The 17395-nt window shown below is 48.5% G+C and carries 9 protein-coding genes and 1 pseudogene; 3 read left to right on the plus strand and 7 right to left on the minus strand.

What is annotated here, in order from left to right:
• Positions 1-462: 462 nt before the first annotated feature.
• The 4 genes from PL597_RS20960 to PL597_RS20975 all read right to left on the minus strand — a co-directional run bounded on the left by PL597_RS20960 (position 463) and on the right by PL597_RS20975 (position 5396).
• On the minus strand, positions 463-885 hold the full coding sequence (locus PL597_RS20960) for a RolB family protein (protein WP_269834370.1): 423 nt from the start codon (positions 883-885) through the stop codon (positions 463-465).
• Between the two features lie 62 nt (positions 886-947).
• A protein-coding gene (locus PL597_RS20965; RefSeq protein ID WP_269834369.1) for an IS3 family transposase occupies positions 948-2161 on the minus strand; the annotation gives its coding sequence in 2 pieces (ribosomal slippage) (positions 948-1825 and positions 1825-2161; 1215 coding nt in all).
• 1538 nt (positions 2162-3699) lie between these two features.
• Complete coding sequence (locus PL597_RS20970) at positions 3700-4296, minus strand: RolB family protein (protein WP_077768172.1); 597 nt, start codon at positions 4294-4296, stop codon at positions 3700-3702.
• Between the two features lie 695 nt (positions 4297-4991).
• Entirely contained in the window at positions 4992-5396 is a 405-nt protein-coding gene (locus tag PL597_RS20975; protein WP_161596388.1) for a RolB family protein, read from the minus strand.
• Between the two features lie 1314 nt (positions 5397-6710).
• Between PL597_RS20975 and PL597_RS20980 the strand changes: the two genes are divergently transcribed.
• Entirely contained in the window at positions 6711-7499 is a 789-nt protein-coding gene (locus PL597_RS20980; RefSeq protein WP_236771578.1) for a RolB family protein, read from the plus strand.
• Positions 7500-9030: 1531 nt separating this feature from the next.
• Here PL597_RS20980 and PL597_RS20985 read toward each other — a convergent pair.
• Together PL597_RS20985 and PL597_RS20990 are read right to left on the minus strand one after the other, a co-directional pair.
• Positions 9031-11319, minus strand: a complete 2289-nt coding sequence (locus tag PL597_RS20985; RefSeq protein WP_161991480.1) for an FAD-dependent oxidoreductase — start codon at positions 11317-11319, stop codon at positions 9031-9033.
• Between the two features lie 356 nt (positions 11320-11675).
• Complete coding sequence (locus PL597_RS20990; protein WP_077768103.1) at positions 11676-13034, minus strand: hypothetical protein; 1359 nt, start codon at positions 13032-13034, stop codon at positions 11676-11678.
• Positions 13035-13297: 263 nt separating this feature from the next.
• Between PL597_RS20990 and PL597_RS20995 the strand changes: the two genes are divergently transcribed.
• Entirely contained in the window at positions 13298-14122 is an 825-nt protein-coding gene (locus PL597_RS20995) for a hypothetical protein (RefSeq protein ID WP_010900201.1), read from the plus strand.
• Between the two features lie 1328 nt (positions 14123-15450).
• On the opposite strand, the gene PL597_RS21000 is transcribed toward PL597_RS20995, so the two are convergent.
• Complete coding sequence (locus PL597_RS21000) at positions 15451-16632, minus strand: tyrosine-type recombinase/integrase (protein ID WP_077768104.1); 1182 nt, start codon at positions 16630-16632, stop codon at positions 15451-15453.
• A gap of 144 nt (positions 16633-16776) precedes the next feature.
• Between PL597_RS21000 and PL597_RS21005 the strand changes: the two are divergent.
• Positions 16777-17313, plus strand: a pseudogene (locus PL597_RS21005) (IS66 family transposase); the annotation flags it as partial.
• Between the last annotated feature and the right edge of the window lie 82 nt (positions 17314-17395).

Here is a 17395-nt window from a genome sequence, read left to right on the forward strand (position 1 = left end):
TATGGTGAAGTCACCGAAGATATTGCGACACCGGTTCTCGGTGAGATCCTGCCGGAGTATGCCGACGATATCTATAAGGTTGGTCGCGCTGTTCTGGAAGCCACCTTCCTGACTAAGGAGCTGTTTTTTCTCAAGATGGAGCCCACCAGTTAGGGCCCGCCCAAGGCGACTAAGCTATGAGGACGATCTCGCCTTCTGGCAAGTCTATCCTTGGCTCATAAATATCCTACGGTGTCATCTTTCTCCTGCGACGTTTGTATTATGTTTGTATTATGTTTGTATTTTCATAATTGTTTGTAACTGAATAAAGTGTTTTAATTTATTTCCCTCTTGCTTTACTCTAAACTTAATTATGTTAATAACAATTCTTATATAACGATCAATCATTATTAATACCAAATTTAGCTATTACATCATACGATCAGACTCCATAACATGTTACACAGATAAAACACACTAGTTTCAAAAAAATAGACTCTTTCCAGCACATACAATCTCTTCATACTTAAAAAACATATCGCTCTGATCCTCTGGCTGACGCTGCCGGGTAAAGACATCGAAGGGGCCACACTCGCCGTCCACTGTGCGCACCGATATCTCACCGGTCTTCTCAAAACAATTGCTGGGGAGGAACGCCACGAAATAGTCGCAACAAGCAGATTGAAGAGATCCAGATGCAGGACCTCCACAAACAATGGAGTTAAGTTTCTCAAACGCCTCGGCCCTTGTAACCCCAGGCAGGTATGGTGGAAGCGAAGTAATTTTCGCGACTGAATTGCTGTTGCAAACGAGGATGCGATTCTTTACACACAAGTCTGCTATTGGTTCATCCATATACATAAAAAGAAGCTTGTCGACCGTCACAGATTGATCGAGATCCGCCACCGCGTAACCGTTGCTTTTCCAGAAGTCGAGTGGAGTGCCCCCCATTTCGCCGGACAGCTCAGCTATTGAGACAATGCTTTGATGAACTCCCTTGGGGAGGCCATTTTGAGCGCTGAGTGTGGATGGATTTCATTATAGTCTTCAATCCATCCGTCGATCTTCCGGAGAGCTGTGTCGGCGTCCGGAATGGATGAGATGCGTATGTAGTCTCGCTTCAAGGTTTTGACGAAGGCTTCAGACATGCCGTTCGATTGTGGGCTGGCCACGGGCGTGAAGCATGGGATCAGGTTGAGGGCTTGGGCAAACAGCCTGGTCTCCCTCGCGGTATATGCACTGCCGTTATCAGATAGATGTTCTATTGCATGCGGGGCGCTGGTTGCGCCGAAGCGCTTTTCGACGGCCTCCAACATCATGTCTCGAATGTCGGAGCCGGATATCCCGGCATTGGCGACGGCTGCCCATGAGATAATTTCCCGGTCAAACGCATCGATAATGAACGCGAGACGAACCACCTCGCCATTCCAGCAAGTGAACTCAAGCCCGTCCGAGCACCAGCGGAGATTAGACCGCATCACCATGACCTTGCCGTCGTGGACACGACCAATTCGCACCGCCGTGTGTTTCTCAAGGATCATGGCGTGATTGGCCATGATGCGATGCACTCGCTTGCGATTGACGACGGGCAGATCGGCGGCTCGCCGCTGCCTGTTGAGAAGGGCAGCGATCCGCCGATAGCCATAGGTCGGCCGAGCATCCACGAGTTTACGAATGGCAGGCAGCAGCTCGGCATCATCCGCTTTGAGATATGATCCACGCGGCTTAGACTTGCCTTTAAGACGCTCCACGAGATTGGACCTCGATACGCCAAGGACGTCAGCCACGGTCTTCATCGGGAACCGTCCTTCGGCAACAAGATCGGCCGCGATATCGGTTTTTTTGAGTGGGCTTTGGAAAGAGCTTCGCGGAGAATCTCGTTCTCCAACGTCTTGCGCCCGAGGATGCGCTCAAGCTCGCGCACTCGATCTTCCAGCTTCTTCACCTCGGAATTGCCGATCACTGGCTCGTCAGAATCCACGGCCACCGCACCTCCCTCGCTAAGGAGCCTACGCCAGCGATACAGAAGATTTGGCGCAACTCCATGTCGCCGCGCCGCGGAGGAAACGGTCTCCCCGGCGGCATAGCTTTCCTCGATGATCTGCAGTTTGCGCTCCGTTGTCCAGCGTCGCCGCCGGACGTCACCGATCATCAGATCAACCTGTCGAAACTCGTTAGACATAAGCTTATCCTCAAGCCTGTGCTTGAGCCTTCCTGCTTATGCTGAGTGTCCGGTCGAAAGTGGGGGCAGTTCATCGAGATCATCGCGGTAGTCCCGTAGCGCCGCCTCAAGCTCGGCCCTCACATCCGGACCCAGGACTGTAACGAGAGAAATGCCTTCCAATTGACGCTCCAACTCATCTGCCATGCTCATGCTTTAGCAGGATTAGTGCTTTGTGCCTCCAGCTGTAAATTCTCTTCTGATCACTTTAGAGCAGCTGGAACCTATTTAAACACCTGGCCTCCTCCTTGTTGATTTCTGTGAACTTTTCGAGATGCGAAATAGATAAAAAATGAAATAAAATCTCAACCGGGCGTATCCGAATCTGTCAACTTGACTTTATTGGGGAGAGAACCTCTCACAAAGCATCATAATCAAAGCAGCCACACTTTCGATATTAGTGGAAGTTATTGGTGGTCTCGCAGCTCAGCCAATCAGGTAAGGATATAGTGAAGCGATGGATTCGATATGCTAGAAAAGGAACCACTCCATTAGCAATCGAGTGGCATCCGCGTCAGCCTCTCGTGCCCAACCCAATTTCAATGCTTTTTGGATATTATTGACTGTCCTAGTGGACTGCCATTTTTGAAGGCTCTTCTTCCGCCACGGGATTATATTCCATTTCCACTAAACTCTCTTTTGAATATTAAATTTGGCCTCAATCGAGATCGGTTGGAGATCAATGCTATAAAGATAGGTTTCAAGGAATTGGAAAACATGTTGAGGATGTCCTGTTGATTGGGCGCCGATAGTCAGGACGGCATGCTCACCGCTCACGCGATTCCAGTAACTCCCTTAGCAGCTGTCATGCTCACCGCCGTCTGCCGACGGGCAAATATGTTCTTCTGCCACCCTCGCTTGAAAAAGGTGCGCTACCGTTGTTCAGCAACCTTCCCAATGGTTATGCTCAACGAAAGCTACAACAAGAAGCACAAGGTCCGTTACAAGCCACCCGCCTTGAGCCCCCTGCGACCGCATTGTCCGGCAAGGTCGTCGTGCTCGTCACCTCGACGCCAGTCAATTTGGAACACCTGAGCTTAGCTTCGGTGCTACCGGCAAGTCACTCAACTTGGCTACAATCTGCGTGCTCTCTCAAACTCTGTCTGTATTATTTACGTATAACTGGCCAGCGGATATCCCAATAAACGCTGTATCCACCGTCTTTGTTATCACGTTGTACCCTTTGATATGTTATCAGATATTAAATAAATAATTTTAACACTATATTACTTCAATAAGCACACGGCACTGCAATGCGATTGATTACCCAAAAATATATATCATGATCATTTAACTACCCATCGAGCGCACACAGCGCTTATATTATAGATATTCAAAATATAACATATTTTACAATAGCACTTGATATCATCATCCCGTTATTTTAACACAATAACGTAACCGACACACGGGAGAACAAGCGAAACATGCATGATCTTAAGTCATGTAAGATAATACGAAATATAATCGAAACTCCCGTTGGATCAGCGGTGCACTGCCTATTCCAACAGGACCTTGCCAATTGCCAGTATGGCCTCATAAGCTAAGGGCCCCTCCAGTTGTCTGCTATAAATCTTGCAAAGGCCTTCGCCGCCATTTTTGGTGACAATTTCACAGCTCTGATAGTCGAAATTTTCATCTGGCAAGATCGCCACAAAATAATCCATGTCTGTTGGATTCCGGTACCCTCCTCCCGAAATGGAATTGTGGATCTCCCTTAAAGCAGCGAGTGAGACATTTGTCTGATAGGGAGGAACGACGCACGATATCAGATCTCCCTCCAAATGCTCCTCGCACACGAGATGCTTGTTCTCCTTGCAGGCTTTAGCCACGGCCAGGGAGGTAAAGACGAAGGACAGAGGATACTTGAACCCGGCCGGATGCAGCCCCATTTCTGCATTGTTGACATGGACTGCCTCCATATGAGCCACACGCTCAGTTGCAGATGGTATATAGTACTTTAACGTCTCTGTTTGTGCAGCCTTGTAGGTTTCCACCACATTAACAAGCTGAGCCTTCAGTCGAGTGGGCTCCTTGATCAAACGAAAATCATCGACATGAAGCCGTTGAGAGCTACCACCGAAATAACGAGCCATTCAACTGCCACTTTAGGTTAACTTGGAAAAATGCATGGGAAGCAGAGGTATTTAAAGGTGCTTGGTCACTAGTGTCAGCAACGCAAATTATCTGACTTATGAACTTTTCTTCCGATTATTACTCCAAGGCCACATTGTTTGTAAAACGTTTTCCATTTGCTACAGAAATTATTGAACAATCATGAAGGCGACACTTTGGCGTATTGCGGCTATTTCGTTCAAATAATCAAGGATTAAAAGTCTTTCCTCTGACTTCTGGTTTCTTTATGTTGAATTTGCTATGTGACTTTTTAGAGTGGGCTAATTTTCTTGTCTTTATTATCAGTTTTCAAGGAGAACGAGTTTGCCTAGTTTAAACATGTGGGCACTTCTATCGAGATATTGATAGCTAAGTTTGACAAATTAATCATCTATTGCGGCATTGCGGGCCAGCTTCGGTCATATATTGCGGCTATGTGAACTATTTTCTTTAATACACAAATAATTAAAAACATAAATGGAAAAAGTGATAACCAAATTTCGAACAGGCAGGTTTCATTTCAAGCAAACAACCCATCCATCGGAACCAAAAAAGAACAAGTGCATCCATGGCGCAGGTTACATCAACCAGATCCATGAGTTTATTACATTTATATTTCTAGCGTGAAACAGGTACCACCTCCAGCCTCTGGGCACCGTCAGAACAGCTACTGCCATCACTCCATTCCAAATTTGCATTCGCCATGCCTCACCAACGCACCAGGTTCGAGCCTGAGCTGGTTGCTGGCATAAAGGTCGAAGGTCAGAGACTTTCCCTTTGTTGAAGTTAGTTCCATCTGCCCATCCAGCTTGACGAAGTACCCGGGGACAGAAAGTGCGGCGAAGTAGGCGCTCCGGATAACATCCTCGTATCCAAAGAATCCTGATGCCTGCCTAAGCCCCCTGCACACCTCACCGAGACTTACATCTTTCTGGTATGGTGGAAGATTGGTGATGAGCGCGCCGTGCGTGGAATTGTAGGGCAAAGACCCTCCATAAAAGCATCGCATCATCGTCGGGCAATCGACGTAGAGGTACAGTATCCCAGGGTCTTGGCGACCGCCCTCTTCGTCAACATCCATCGACTGGCCCTCACCCGGCTCCGTCAGGGGGGTCCGCTCCTTTGAGGCGCTCTGGATGTGTTTCTTTAGCTCATCGCTGGACGATACGTCGCCTACCTTAAGACTGGAAAAGAGAGCACATAGGTCAAATTCCGCCATGTTAGCAAAGTAGGAAACAATAGTGGCGTGCACCCAGAACTGGAAGCACCATTCCCTTTATAGATGCTTTTGCTTATATGAGTTGAATATCAGTTAGGTATAGCTGCAAAACCCAATATTCATAAATTATACGACTATCGATGTTCCACGTCTCACATTTGTAAAATAATTATAGACCGGCACGTGTCTGTACTTAAAATGGCCTTTAAGGGTTTTGCATCTTTGCAAAAGCACGAGTGGGAATAGGTTCTGCTGTCCAATAATGGTGTCACATCGTCAATAGCATCTTTCTTTTTCCTTTAATTATGGTCGCACGCGCCTACCTTTATTTATGCTGCGAAAAGGCACTACTTTTTCAACCTGTGCACCACGTTAGGCCTGTCTGCACCACACAGGTGTCGCTTTTCCATGGGATCTCATTCAAAGCACTTAACTAGCCACGATTCCTTCTTTTAGATAAATGCTATTTCGGCCCATTTTGATTTTTGGGCTCTAAAACGATTGATGGGCTTCAAATCTAAAACTTGTATCAGTATGGCACTTATAGCAAGATCCGAATGGACTGGTTGCCTGGCGTGGCAATATTAAGTCGTATAGGTCCAAATTGTATTTAAGATTACACTTGCTATATAATCCACATTTTATTGGCATAAGAGTAATTGCGTAATTGAAATAAATTATTTGTATGAGCAGACATATGCAATTTCAAAATATACCACATACATCAATAGAATTTATGATATTATCGGCAATAACTACACGTAGCGGCAATAATTACATCTTAATTATAAATAGCATCGAGAGTGCAACCATCAACAAGTTGCCCGTGCAGCTTTCACGAAACCCAATATTCGGCAAACTTTAAGCTCTACCCCACCCCTCCCCATTTCAGGTATCTTTTAGATACACTTTCACTAAAGCCAAACAAAAAAGACAAAAATGCTAGCCCACTACTATGACCTCGTGACCAATCAAGCAGGCATTATTTTTCGCTTGATCCAGGTTTTAAGGCCGCCATGTCCGAGCATCGATTTTGATGCGATGGTGATTATTGCCAGATTGCCTCTGGCTTTCCCGACCGGAAACTGTGGCTGATTGATGCCACTTGCCGGCGGCGTACTTTAAATGGCACTGAACTTGCCGTTATTCCACAGTTATCCCCAACCTCACATCACAATGCCTCCTCGATTACTATTCCTTCAACGCTTTCAACCACGAGATCTCACAAAAGCCTGGAACCAGCTTAACTTGTTCAATGAGATCCAATTTGCATTTTTAATCTATAGCCAAGTCTATAGCAAAACTCTCATGGATTTCCAGAAAAGGTGGGCCCAAGGCGTGCTTGATTTGGAGGAAAACCGTCCGCCGGTGGTCATACTTAAACAACTGGCCCATCTTCTAAAAAACAAAGTATGTTATCATCCCCCCATGCTTGTCGATCAACCGGATTTGGCCAGAGAAAACGACCGACATGTATTTGTCTATCTATCTCGCGAGAAGATGCAGAAAGTACTGGAGGAAAAATCCATCACGTTTGGATTAGAGGCCGTGCTGGCGACCACGATGCAACCCTATCGTAGCGACCTCGCCCTCCAGGAGATGGTCCGTGCTCACAACATTGCTTGGCCGCACCGCCGCGTGGAAGAACCTGATCTGGAAGGTTTTATCGCCATTTTTGCAAGTACCTTGTTCATTCACCTGCTGGAGTTAAAAGTGACAAATGTGTACGGCAGGGAGGTAGCCTGCACCTTCTTCGTGCGGCAAGGCACTGGAAACCGCTCCTATGACGTCATTGCTTGCGGCATCACACAGTTCACCAAAAATGCTGGCGTGATGCCACGACCGGCGGTACCGTCACCGGAGCCAGACCTCACCCTGCGGCTCTCGGGACCCAACCAGAAACGTGAAGAGGGTGATATGAAGCCTGCTATAGTAAATCTGAAGAAAGAAACCTCGGCGACTTGAGGTCCCCTGCAGGCCACCTTTAACTATAAGTTTGGTAGGATTTCTATGTTTTCCGGCGTAGCCCCTATGCTCCTGTTAGGAGTTGTGTAGCGTACGCCACGATGTATTTTACTTGTGTTGAAATAAATTATTACAGCATTATTTCTGCCGCCAATTTTCAGAAAATAGGCAAATCATTTCGATATTTATAGAGATCTCACACAATACTGATAATGCTTTTACATTGATATTGTTACAAAGGCGCCTTAACAGACAATAATATTCCAAACATTACAAATCGCCATAGAGAGACGTTAAAGTACTATATAGAAAATTAAAAACAATCGCACGGTGGCTCGCAACTTATTGTACCAACGAGAAAATAGCCGACATCATCTCCGGCGGCGAGATGAATCGAAATTATAGAGCCACGTGCGTATTAATCCCGTAGGTTTGTTTAGAACTGCGTATTAACCCCGTAGGTCTGAATATTCCGGTCCAGCGACAAAGCGTCCCCTCGTGGCAATTCCGTGATCATTGACCATCACGGGAGGCCCAGGAGAAGTTATAGCCAGAGGAGTGACGCTCAGATCATCAAGCTCTGCAATTTGGTCAGGGAGGAAATCGCCCGGCGACACACGTTTGGCCTTCTTCTTCTTGACCTTAGCCCGCCGAAATAGGTCGGAGACAACGAGCGAGGCCTCTCCAAAGGTCTGGGCCATTCCGACAACGTTTATTCCGGCTAGTTCCATCCTGAGAATAAAAGAAGTGCTGTTAGCAAAATAGATTTCTTGCAAAACGAAACAAACATTTAGAACTTACAGCATTGAAGCATTACAGCATGATCTAAATAATTCATTCTTCTGGTGAAGCGATTTATATAGGAAGTTAACAAATGGCTGGCCGAAGACTAAGAAAAAAATAGTAGAAGGCCCACCGCCGAAAGTAATGGTCGTTGTAGACCCTATGCAATGATGAAGCATTCTTTTTTTGTTTGGCTGTTAACCTTTCTCCGTTGATTGCGGATTTTCTTTCAGCCTGCTCAATTGGCAACATTAAAGTCTTGTGAAAAGGAAATTCAAACCGAAGGTGATAGTGACCCCTTAGCTCGTCCAAAATATATGCAGTCCTAATTAGCGGCTAGTGGACCCCAAACGGCACAGTGGCGAATGCAAGTGGGGCGGCTGCCAATGACGAATGCAGTGACCTCATTGGGGTTAGTGGGAATATCTCGAATTGCGTGGCCGGCTAGTGTGTCAAGGGGCCCGCTATTAGCTGTCAAGATGCGAAAGCACGTGGAGACAAGCAATCACGAAGGCATTTCTCTGGAGATGTGAAGACTTTAATGTCATCGATCAAGGCGCTAATGGTCACAGATGGAAATTTTTGGAATCTGATTAATGTCATTTTAAGCCCACTCAAAGAATATTTTTTAAGCAGGATTCAATCAAAAATAAAGGAAAAACATTATTATTCATGGAAAGCTAAGTTGAGCGCCGCTACTGCAGCTTACAGGCTTACGGGATTAATACGCACTAATACATTAATATACTTAAGCAGGAAAATATATTTTATTCCAATCCAGGGGATGGAGTGAAGATAGTGTCCCGCCGGTGCTGCGAATGACGGTGCAGGCCGTTATGATGCCCGTCTTAACCTGCTCTTCGAACAAAGCTCCGTTTACGCAGTCCTTACTGTCAATCTGGCAAACTGCCCCATGCTCCATTAACGGAGAATCATACATATGCGGATCTTGGCTGTACTGACATTTTTTAAGAGAATTTTCCCTCCATAAAGAGGCCCTGAAACCATCCTTCAAGTGGCCGTCGAAGACATATTCTTCGTAATCTTCGTTGACTGGAACCAAATGACAAGCCAATTCAGGAAAGACAGCAGCAAGTTCTCTGACTAAATCCAAGCACCTTCTCTTCTTCTCATCGGACTGGAACGGGCGGGATAGATAGTCGTTCATTTCATAATGAAAAATAACAAGCCCCTCTCCCGATGGCGATTCGATGTCAATACAACAGAGCTCACGGACGAGCCCATCCGTCCAGATCAAAGCTGGGATATCGTCATCAAGCCAGAATTTTTGCTTTGTGATCATGAAAAGTGCTGCGTTAACAGTAGCAGACGAGTTTCCAGCGGGGGCTTCGATATCATAGCCGACACAGGTCACATGGCTAACCGGAGTGATATTAGTTGCATCGGGCCCACCTCGCCCGCCAATGATGACCTGGTCAAAAACGCGCGAACGGCCATCTTTCATGCATACCTTCACTTTCCCGCCCTCCTTGGCTAGTCCACGCAGGGGGTCAAAATGGAATCCTACTTTTCTCTTGAATATCTCAATGCGCATCAGAGCCTGCAAAAGATGAACCCCTCCAACAGAGATATACTGGTCCTCCTCGTACCCATTGATTATCCAGTCCAGGACTGTCGAAAACAGTAGGGTGTAACAGGAAGAAACTCGGCCGCCGCCCAATCTCATCATCCCGAAAGCAGCAAAATCAGTTGTTTGCCATGCCGCCCCACCAGGACTCTCGACACCGCAGCTGAAGATCTCGACCAGAGCGGCATGGAAAGTGAAATTATCAAACTCCCTGAGCCAAGCCCGCCTTGCTTCCGAGGCTTCTTCATAACGCCGACCTCTCAGCATGGAAAAGATATCCATCGGAGCGATCAGCCTCCTGCCGTTCCGTTCACACCCGTGGTATAGTAGTTTCTCCCACCCTGCAGATATCCGCTGGAATTCACCTGGTGGAGCTTGTCCAGCCGGCCATTCGTAACGTTTTTTCCGGAAGTAGAGTGCTGTGTGATCGTTGCCGGCACAAGGAAAACGAAGGCTGGACGGAATTCTAAACTTATCCAGATAGTATGACAGACAAACTTGGTTGCCGGAGATGGGCATGACACCGAATGACGTCAAGACCTGGCGAGCGTCGCCGTTTGACATCGGCGATACACCCAAACTCCGAACCTCATCTACTGGGGTAAAAAGGGCTATTTCCCTGACGCCAGCGTCAAGTAGTTCTGCAGCAGCAACAAGGCCAGAGAGCCCACCACCTACGATGGCGACACTAGGTAGTGGTGTGCCTTCCGGATAATGCCCCACACCATCATTGGCATCGCGCTCATGGAGGAAAACCTGATAGTCGTACCGCAGATCGAAGCAAGAAAGATCCTCATTGTAGTTCGCTGGCTGATGCAATGCGTTGTGAAAGAGCACAGACCCTATTGCAACTATGTCGTAACGGCTGAAGCACTCAGCGGGACGACGAAAGAAGCGGCAGGTTGTTTTTAATCCATTTCGCCCATGCACATCACATGTACCCTCCTCAACAAATAGGCTGCTGAGTTGGATGGCAATAAAGCACTGCACGTCTGCAATGCTCGTGTGACTGCCTGGACAAAAACTATTGTGGGCTCGAGACATTTCCTGCAGTGAGAGGTCACTCACGTAGGGCGGGATCATGCAAGCAAGGACGGCGTCGCCAGGTTGAGCAATGCACTGGTTCTCAACAAAGTGGCGCAACCTGCGGTACGACGTATAAATGAAGACCTTCGTGCGACAAGATCTCAGCACTTCCAGTGTGCCTGTTCGGGGACCATGAAGGCAAGGTTCAATCTGGAACACCAGAGCCATGTCTTCTATGGCTTCTGCAAATCCGTGGTCGAACACCCAATCCGTCCACCTTTGCTGATATTGTAGGAGTTCATCGCAAAACTGGTCATAGCAGACAAAGGCCCGAGAAATTGCTCGTTTCAGTTTGGCCGCACTAGGTAGACCGGTGATAGCAAACGGGGGGAAACGGGGGCGGTTATAGGGAAGATCCATCATGTAGATATGGAGTATTGAGAGAATATAGAATTTCCTTTTGTTTATAGAAGGCATGCTTTGTTAATGTAAATCTGGATGTAATATATATAAATTGAAACTATTTGCCGGAATTATCTTTTTATTCTGATGTACACGTAAATGGCGACATGTCATTGAAATTCAATAAAGCTGTCTCCCTAGACAACATCAACAATTAAAGAGATGAACGAAAATTCAAAAAAGTCGGAAAATTACGGCCCAAATTTATGCAATTTCGAACATGCAATAAGATTGACAAAAGGAATTCAACATACAATGGCAACACAAATATCAAACACATTGGAAACTTCCGTTACTGCTTCTGTTTTGTATCGTGCTCATAATGTCCTATCAATTAAGCCAAATACATCTTTAACGCTCGCAATTTCATTATCATCGCTTCCATCGTCTTCCAGGAATTCGGCATAACTTTCGAGCATTTTAGCAGCAGCATCGAGGATCAGAACACCAATTTCATTGAACTCCTTACAGGGATGTGGTTCCCGGAAAGTTATATATTGGCTGCAGAAGCTCGCTCTGCTGATATCGCGGGGCTCAACCATTGTCGGGGCGTCGAAAAGACCGAGAACGTATTTTCTGACAACCTGGGGGTCGACGAGTTCAAACTGACTTTCATTTTCGAGGGAGAAGGCGGTGAGTGGAAGTCCGTCTTCTTTGGCGGCGTAGCAACGGCTGGCATGGTCGCAGAAGAGACAAAAAACATCACTCAGCGGGACGGAACAAAGATCAGTCCGTTTGAAAAAGGTGGCGAGTGCAGCAGCGGAAAGATTAAGACAAGATGAAGGGCCTGTGTGAAGACCGAAACTCGTGCCCCAACCAGCCCTATATACCTGCTCCCCAAGGCGGTGAAGCACCTCCAACGCGCGGTGTGACTCGACATCCACTTCCAGACACAGAACCTTGTCACACTGATAAACTACCGTCCCAGGTTTATTGGCGGCAATTCCGAAGACCGTACTGCCAAGCAATTCTCTATCCCGCTCGACCAAGCCGAGATGGGTGAAATCGGCGGCGGCAAGTTTACTGTTGTCGGGGACCGGAGCGAAAAGAAGTTCAAATTTGGACCTGGGCGGACGTGGACTTGGTCTGCGAATACCGTGCTGCTTCCAATGACTTTTCAATTTCTCTGCAGTCACTGTGCCATCGCCTTTCATAAAATTGTAACTCTCTATCATTCTGGCTTCGACGAGAGCTCCAGAACTCGCAAACTGGAGGGTGAAATGGACAGAAACCGGAGAGTTGCTGGAACTCATCCTCGGCTGAATGAAGATGTATACGATGGCACCTTCTCCAATATCCTGAGCAACTTCTTTCTCGATCTTTTCACGGACAGCATGGCTGATCCCGTCGGAAGTGGCTAACATAGCACTTGCTATGTCGGGGTGGCAGATTGCGCACTGGTACCCTATTCCGAGGTCTCGCACTGGAGTTTCACCGGCGGCGACGGCAATTCGGTGATTTAGAGCAGGCATCCGCCGAATGACGTCGCCGAGGCCTGTCACTTTTTCGGCATCCATTGCAGCAACGACATTACATATGCCGCTAAGACCTCTGGCGACAGCGGCCGTAATCACATCTACAGGATCATGCAAAATCTGCAGCGCAGCGAGTTCTCTCTTCCAGTTACCCTCCGGGAAGGCGACCGCGGCAGCGCACATCGCGTCGCTGGCTGGCATGGTAGCAAGGCAAAAAAGGCAAGACCTTGGAAAGGGAGAGGTGGATGATTGGCGGTGTTTATAGGAAGTCAACGGGTCTGCAGGTCTACATCGACATAATCCGGCCTTGCACGCAAACATTGTCAGCCTGGCCCCACATTGATAATGGCTGGCCAACTAATCCCTGCTAAGAGTTATTTCTCTCACCAAAAAGTCAACTAATGCTTGCCGCGCTGCGTTACATTTAAGGCTTCATTCAGATCGTATTTACACCAGCTTTGAATATGTCTCTTGTTGAGGTCATTCCGGATATCGCGGAACGGGTAGCACGCGGTCTTACGGATCCCTCTCTCCGGGTTCTGCTCGCCTTCGATGGTGATGGCACCGCCTTTAAGCAAGATCGAAACCGTCAGTGCTGGGAAATTAATCCTGCCATCGATATCATCGACAATTTGACCAAGATCGCCCGGAAGGGACATTACCTACTGCTGACGTCCGCTCGCCACTGCGGCGAAATCGCTGCTTCGCCCTTCAAAGACATTCCAGGTATTGATTTTCAAGGGAATGACGGAACGGTCACAATCTTCAAAGGTCAACGTTTTGAATCCGTTCCCCTGCCCAACTGGAGCCGCATTCATGCGGTTATGGAGAGCGAATTTGGCGGCAACCCAGAAATCCGCAACATTCCGATGGAGCATTTCTATGGCTGTCAGATGTGGGACTCTCATCCACGTTACCAATCGGCCGGAGATCTGCTTTCATCGCTTCTTCCGCGTGTAGATCATTCCTGGGGACGCACTTTCCGGGCGACCGCAGTACCCGAGGGTCATTGCGTTATGCCCGAGGAAACGCCAGGCAAGCGCAAAGGCTATTTTGCTTATGTCAATCTACTCCCTCGTGAGATCGGCCTACATATAGCGTGCGGCAACGGCGAAAACGATAAAGATATGCTGACCGCTGTTGGCAACAAGGAGAATGGTATCGCGTTCTGGGTCGGTACCCGTGAGACGAAGCCCACTGGAACCAACGTCTTCGCCATACCGAATGAGGATGCTCTCTCTGCAATTCTTGGCGATCTCGGCGTGTTGTTGCCCGATCTGAGCAAGTGATCGCTCCGATCTGCCGCTGTTCTATTACATCCATAGTCACCGTAGGAAGGGAAAGAAGTCATAATTGCTTCAGTTGTTACTTAGTTTTTTCTATTTTAGTGTCTATGATCCGCCACTCCGGCGACTATTTCAATACACAACGCCAGAAATAATATAATATCTCCATGAGCCACTGCATTATTGAATAAATAACTATGGAATCTTTTTCACCGAAAATTATTTATATTTTATATACTTTATTTAATTAATCAATAATTCAGAATAGAATATTTTTAATATAAATTCTTTCAACATCATTAAGTACTTAAGACTCCCGCCGGATAAGGATTAATTATTACAAGAATCCTTTTTAGAAAAGCTCATATTTATCTGGCAGCCTTCCGAAACCGATGGAAAACGATATCCTTTGCCAGCGCAAACCGTTCCCCGTGAAAGGCACATGTTGGCCCGAGTGGAAGCTCGAATGGGATCTCCCAAATGGTGTCACGGCGGATGAGGTCTCGCCCGGCACTCGGTACCGAACCTCCTTGAACGTCTTGAAGAGACTCTGCCTCTTCAAGTCATCGAACACAGAGGCATGTACAATCTCGGAAAGCGAGTACAGGAATGCACTGAAACGTCGTTGCTCGCTGCTCTCGGAGAGATAGGCAGGCGCAATCTTTCCGAGCTCGATGCCGCACTCAGCTCTGACGATGTGCCCATCGCCTCTCACGACTTCAACTTGTGGCGAGTCTCCGCTTTGCCCGACCAACTCGTACGGCATAGTCGACAGATGTATTTGTTCTTTTTATAAAATGTTAGTAGTGAATATTATTGGCGCCCTTTCTAATTGCTCCAATCTGCTTGTATTTCCTATTTATATAATTTGGAAAATAAGTGCAGGCTCACGTATTGTTGCACGACGACGATTGGCGATAAAATTTTCACCTTTATTATTTAAAGGCGCGGATATTATTATTATTTTAATATCTTAAATAAAAATTGTAATTAGATAGGCTGTATTAATCACTTTTAAACATACCCGGACACCATCTGGTAATATAGCAAAAACGTGCTCAAAAATCGCTTCAAAGCTCTTGTACTTAGCTCGTTTACACCACAATATATCCTGCCACCCCACATAAGGCGACATCGTGCTTTGCCTTGGGTCGCTTATGAGGTGCGCCATGATCAAGAGCGATGATAGCCGCAACCTATTCGCGACCTTTTCATGAGGGAGCACGTTTCGGTAATATCTTGAAGCAAGGCCCGTTGTAAGGCGGTTTTGTTCGTTTGGAGACCTCGGGCGGTTGGCAGGAAAGTTCTGATGACAGTGTGCGCCACTTCGCTTATTGAACTCGGCTGTATAAAATCAGGCATTGGGCCAAGACACTGCGCTGGAGACGGATATCATCGTCGTTTGCGCAACCGCTGACGGCTTGCACGTCGGTCAACTTCTTCCGGTCACGACGCTCCACCGCCCTTAAGAGGCGGTCCATAAAGTTGAGCGCAACAAATCGCCGATTGGCGACGCTATAAATGCTGGAGGCCCCTAAGGGATGTCGAGGCGCCTGCATCCGGAGGAAAACCTCTCGGCACGACGACGGCGGGCGGACTCTGTCCACGTAGCGTGCCAATGCTTCCGCAACGGAGGGCACCAGCGGATAGATCTGGGCTTGTCGGCGCTTTAAGCGGAAAAGCCGAAGCGTTCGCCCCGCCCAGTCGATTTGGTCGAGCCGCAGCGCGGCTACTTCGCCGCGCCGCATACCATATACCGCCAGCAACATTAGGATCGCGCGGTCTCGGATATCGCGGGGCCGGTCGGTATCGACATCAGCCAACATCTTTTGGACGTCCGACCAGTCTGGGGCATATGGCAGAGATTCTTGTCGATAGAGCCGAGGCCGCGATATTGACGACACCAGGCGGTCTGAGCACCAAGCCTCTTTTGCCGCATATCGAAGAAATCCGCGCAAGGCTGAGACGATGTATGCAATCGAGACACGACCCCAGCGTCCGGCCCCTTGGGTCGCTATATAGTTGTCGATGTCTTCTGCCTTCAAATCCTTGAGCCGGTGGCTCGACTGTTCGCACCACAGCAAGAATCTGCCGGCTATGCGCCCCCATTGTTCCACCGTCGACGGTGTCAATCCGCGTTCGTCGCGCATCCAGCCAACATACCGGTCGAGTTGCGCCTGGTACGACAATATGACAGTGGGCTCACGCCACCAGCCAAGGAACTTCAGCCAGGGGCGCCCGATATCGACGACCCGACGTGCAGCGGTAGCCGCACCGTGAACATTCTGCCGAGCCTGCGCGATCGGCAACAACTCCGCCATGCCGACGCCGGCCGCAGCCTCTGGACCGAGATGTCGCGCGATCCACAGGAGTTCGTTGCGTTTGACCCTGAGAACTTCGGGTCTCGCTCCGAGTGTGGCGCAGTGATGCAAATAGCGGTTCCGCTCGTCAGCAAATGGCACTTCGGTAAATAGGGCATCAGCGGCTTGGTCGGAAAAGGAAGGGTGATCCATGTCGAACCTCCAAACGAGAAAAGGTCCGGCTGCCAAACTTGCGATTTATGTTGCGTCAAATCGGGCCCAAATACTCAGTTGACAAAGGGTATAGGTCAGCAGGGCCACATATGGACGGCCGCAACATAGCCCCCGATATGTTCGGCAGAACATATTGGCGGCTACAATCCGCTGTTCAAGGTAGACCGCGATCCGGGGCCGCTGACGCAGGCGCTCTGCTGGTCGCACGCGAGGCGCAAGTTCTTCGTGCTGGCCGACATCGCCACGAATGCCAAACGCGGCAGCCGCGCCGCACCGATCTCGCCTATGGCGTTGGAGGCCGTCAAACGGATCGATGCCCTGTTCGACATCGAGCGGCAGATCAACGGGCTTGCCGCAGCGGAACGCCTGGAGCGCCGTCGCAAGGACAGCCTGCCGCTTGTCGGCGAACTGCACTGCTGGCTTCAAACCGAACGGGCAAAACTGTCGCGCAGTTCTCCAGTCGCCGAGCCGATCGACTACATGCTGAAGCGCTGGAACGGCTTCACGTCTTTCCTCGACGAGGGCAGGATTTGTCTCACGAACAACGCGGCCGAACGAGCGCTGAGAGGCTTTGCTCTCGGGAGGAAGTCATGGCTCTTCGCCGGATCGGATCGAGGTGCCGATCGCGCCGCCTTCATGGCGACACTGATCATGACAGCATTATGCCGCGCGCGGCATAAGGCGGTTTATGCCGACCGGCGAACTATGCCGAGCACCTCTTCCAACTTACCAGTTGAAACGC

It is taken from the genome of Agrobacterium sp. ST15.13.013 (assembly GCF_027956525.1).
In the GTDB taxonomy this organism is placed as follows: domain Bacteria; phylum Pseudomonadota; class Alphaproteobacteria; order Rhizobiales; family Rhizobiaceae; genus Agrobacterium; species Agrobacterium salinitolerans.

Bases quoted from the DNA above. Each gene is read 5' to 3' on its own strand.
- PL597_RS20970 (WP_077768172.1), bottom strand. From the start codon at position 4,296: ATGGCTCGTTATTTCGGTGGTAGCTCTCAACGGCTTCATGTCGATGAT.
- PL597_RS20975 (WP_161596388.1), bottom strand. From the start codon at position 5,396: ATGGATGTTGACGAAGAGGGCGGTCGCCAAGACCCTGGGATACTGTAC.
- PL597_RS20980 (WP_236771578.1), top strand. From the start codon at position 6,711: ATGCCTCCTCGATTACTATTCCTTCAACGCTTTCAACCACGAGATCTC.
- PL597_RS20985 (WP_161991480.1), bottom strand. From the start codon at position 11,319: ATGATGGATCTTCCCTATAACCGCCCCCGTTTCCCCCCGTTTGCTATC.
- PL597_RS20990 (WP_077768103.1), bottom strand. From the start codon at position 13,034: ATGCCAGCCAGCGACGCGATGTGCGCTGCCGCGGTCGCCTTCCCGGAG.
- PL597_RS20995 (WP_010900201.1), top strand. From the start codon at position 13,298: ATGTCTCTTGTTGAGGTCATTCCGGATATCGCGGAACGGGTAGCACGC.
- PL597_RS21000 (WP_077768104.1), bottom strand. From the start codon at position 16,632: ATGGATCACCCTTCCTTTTCCGACCAAGCCGCTGATGCCCTATTTACC.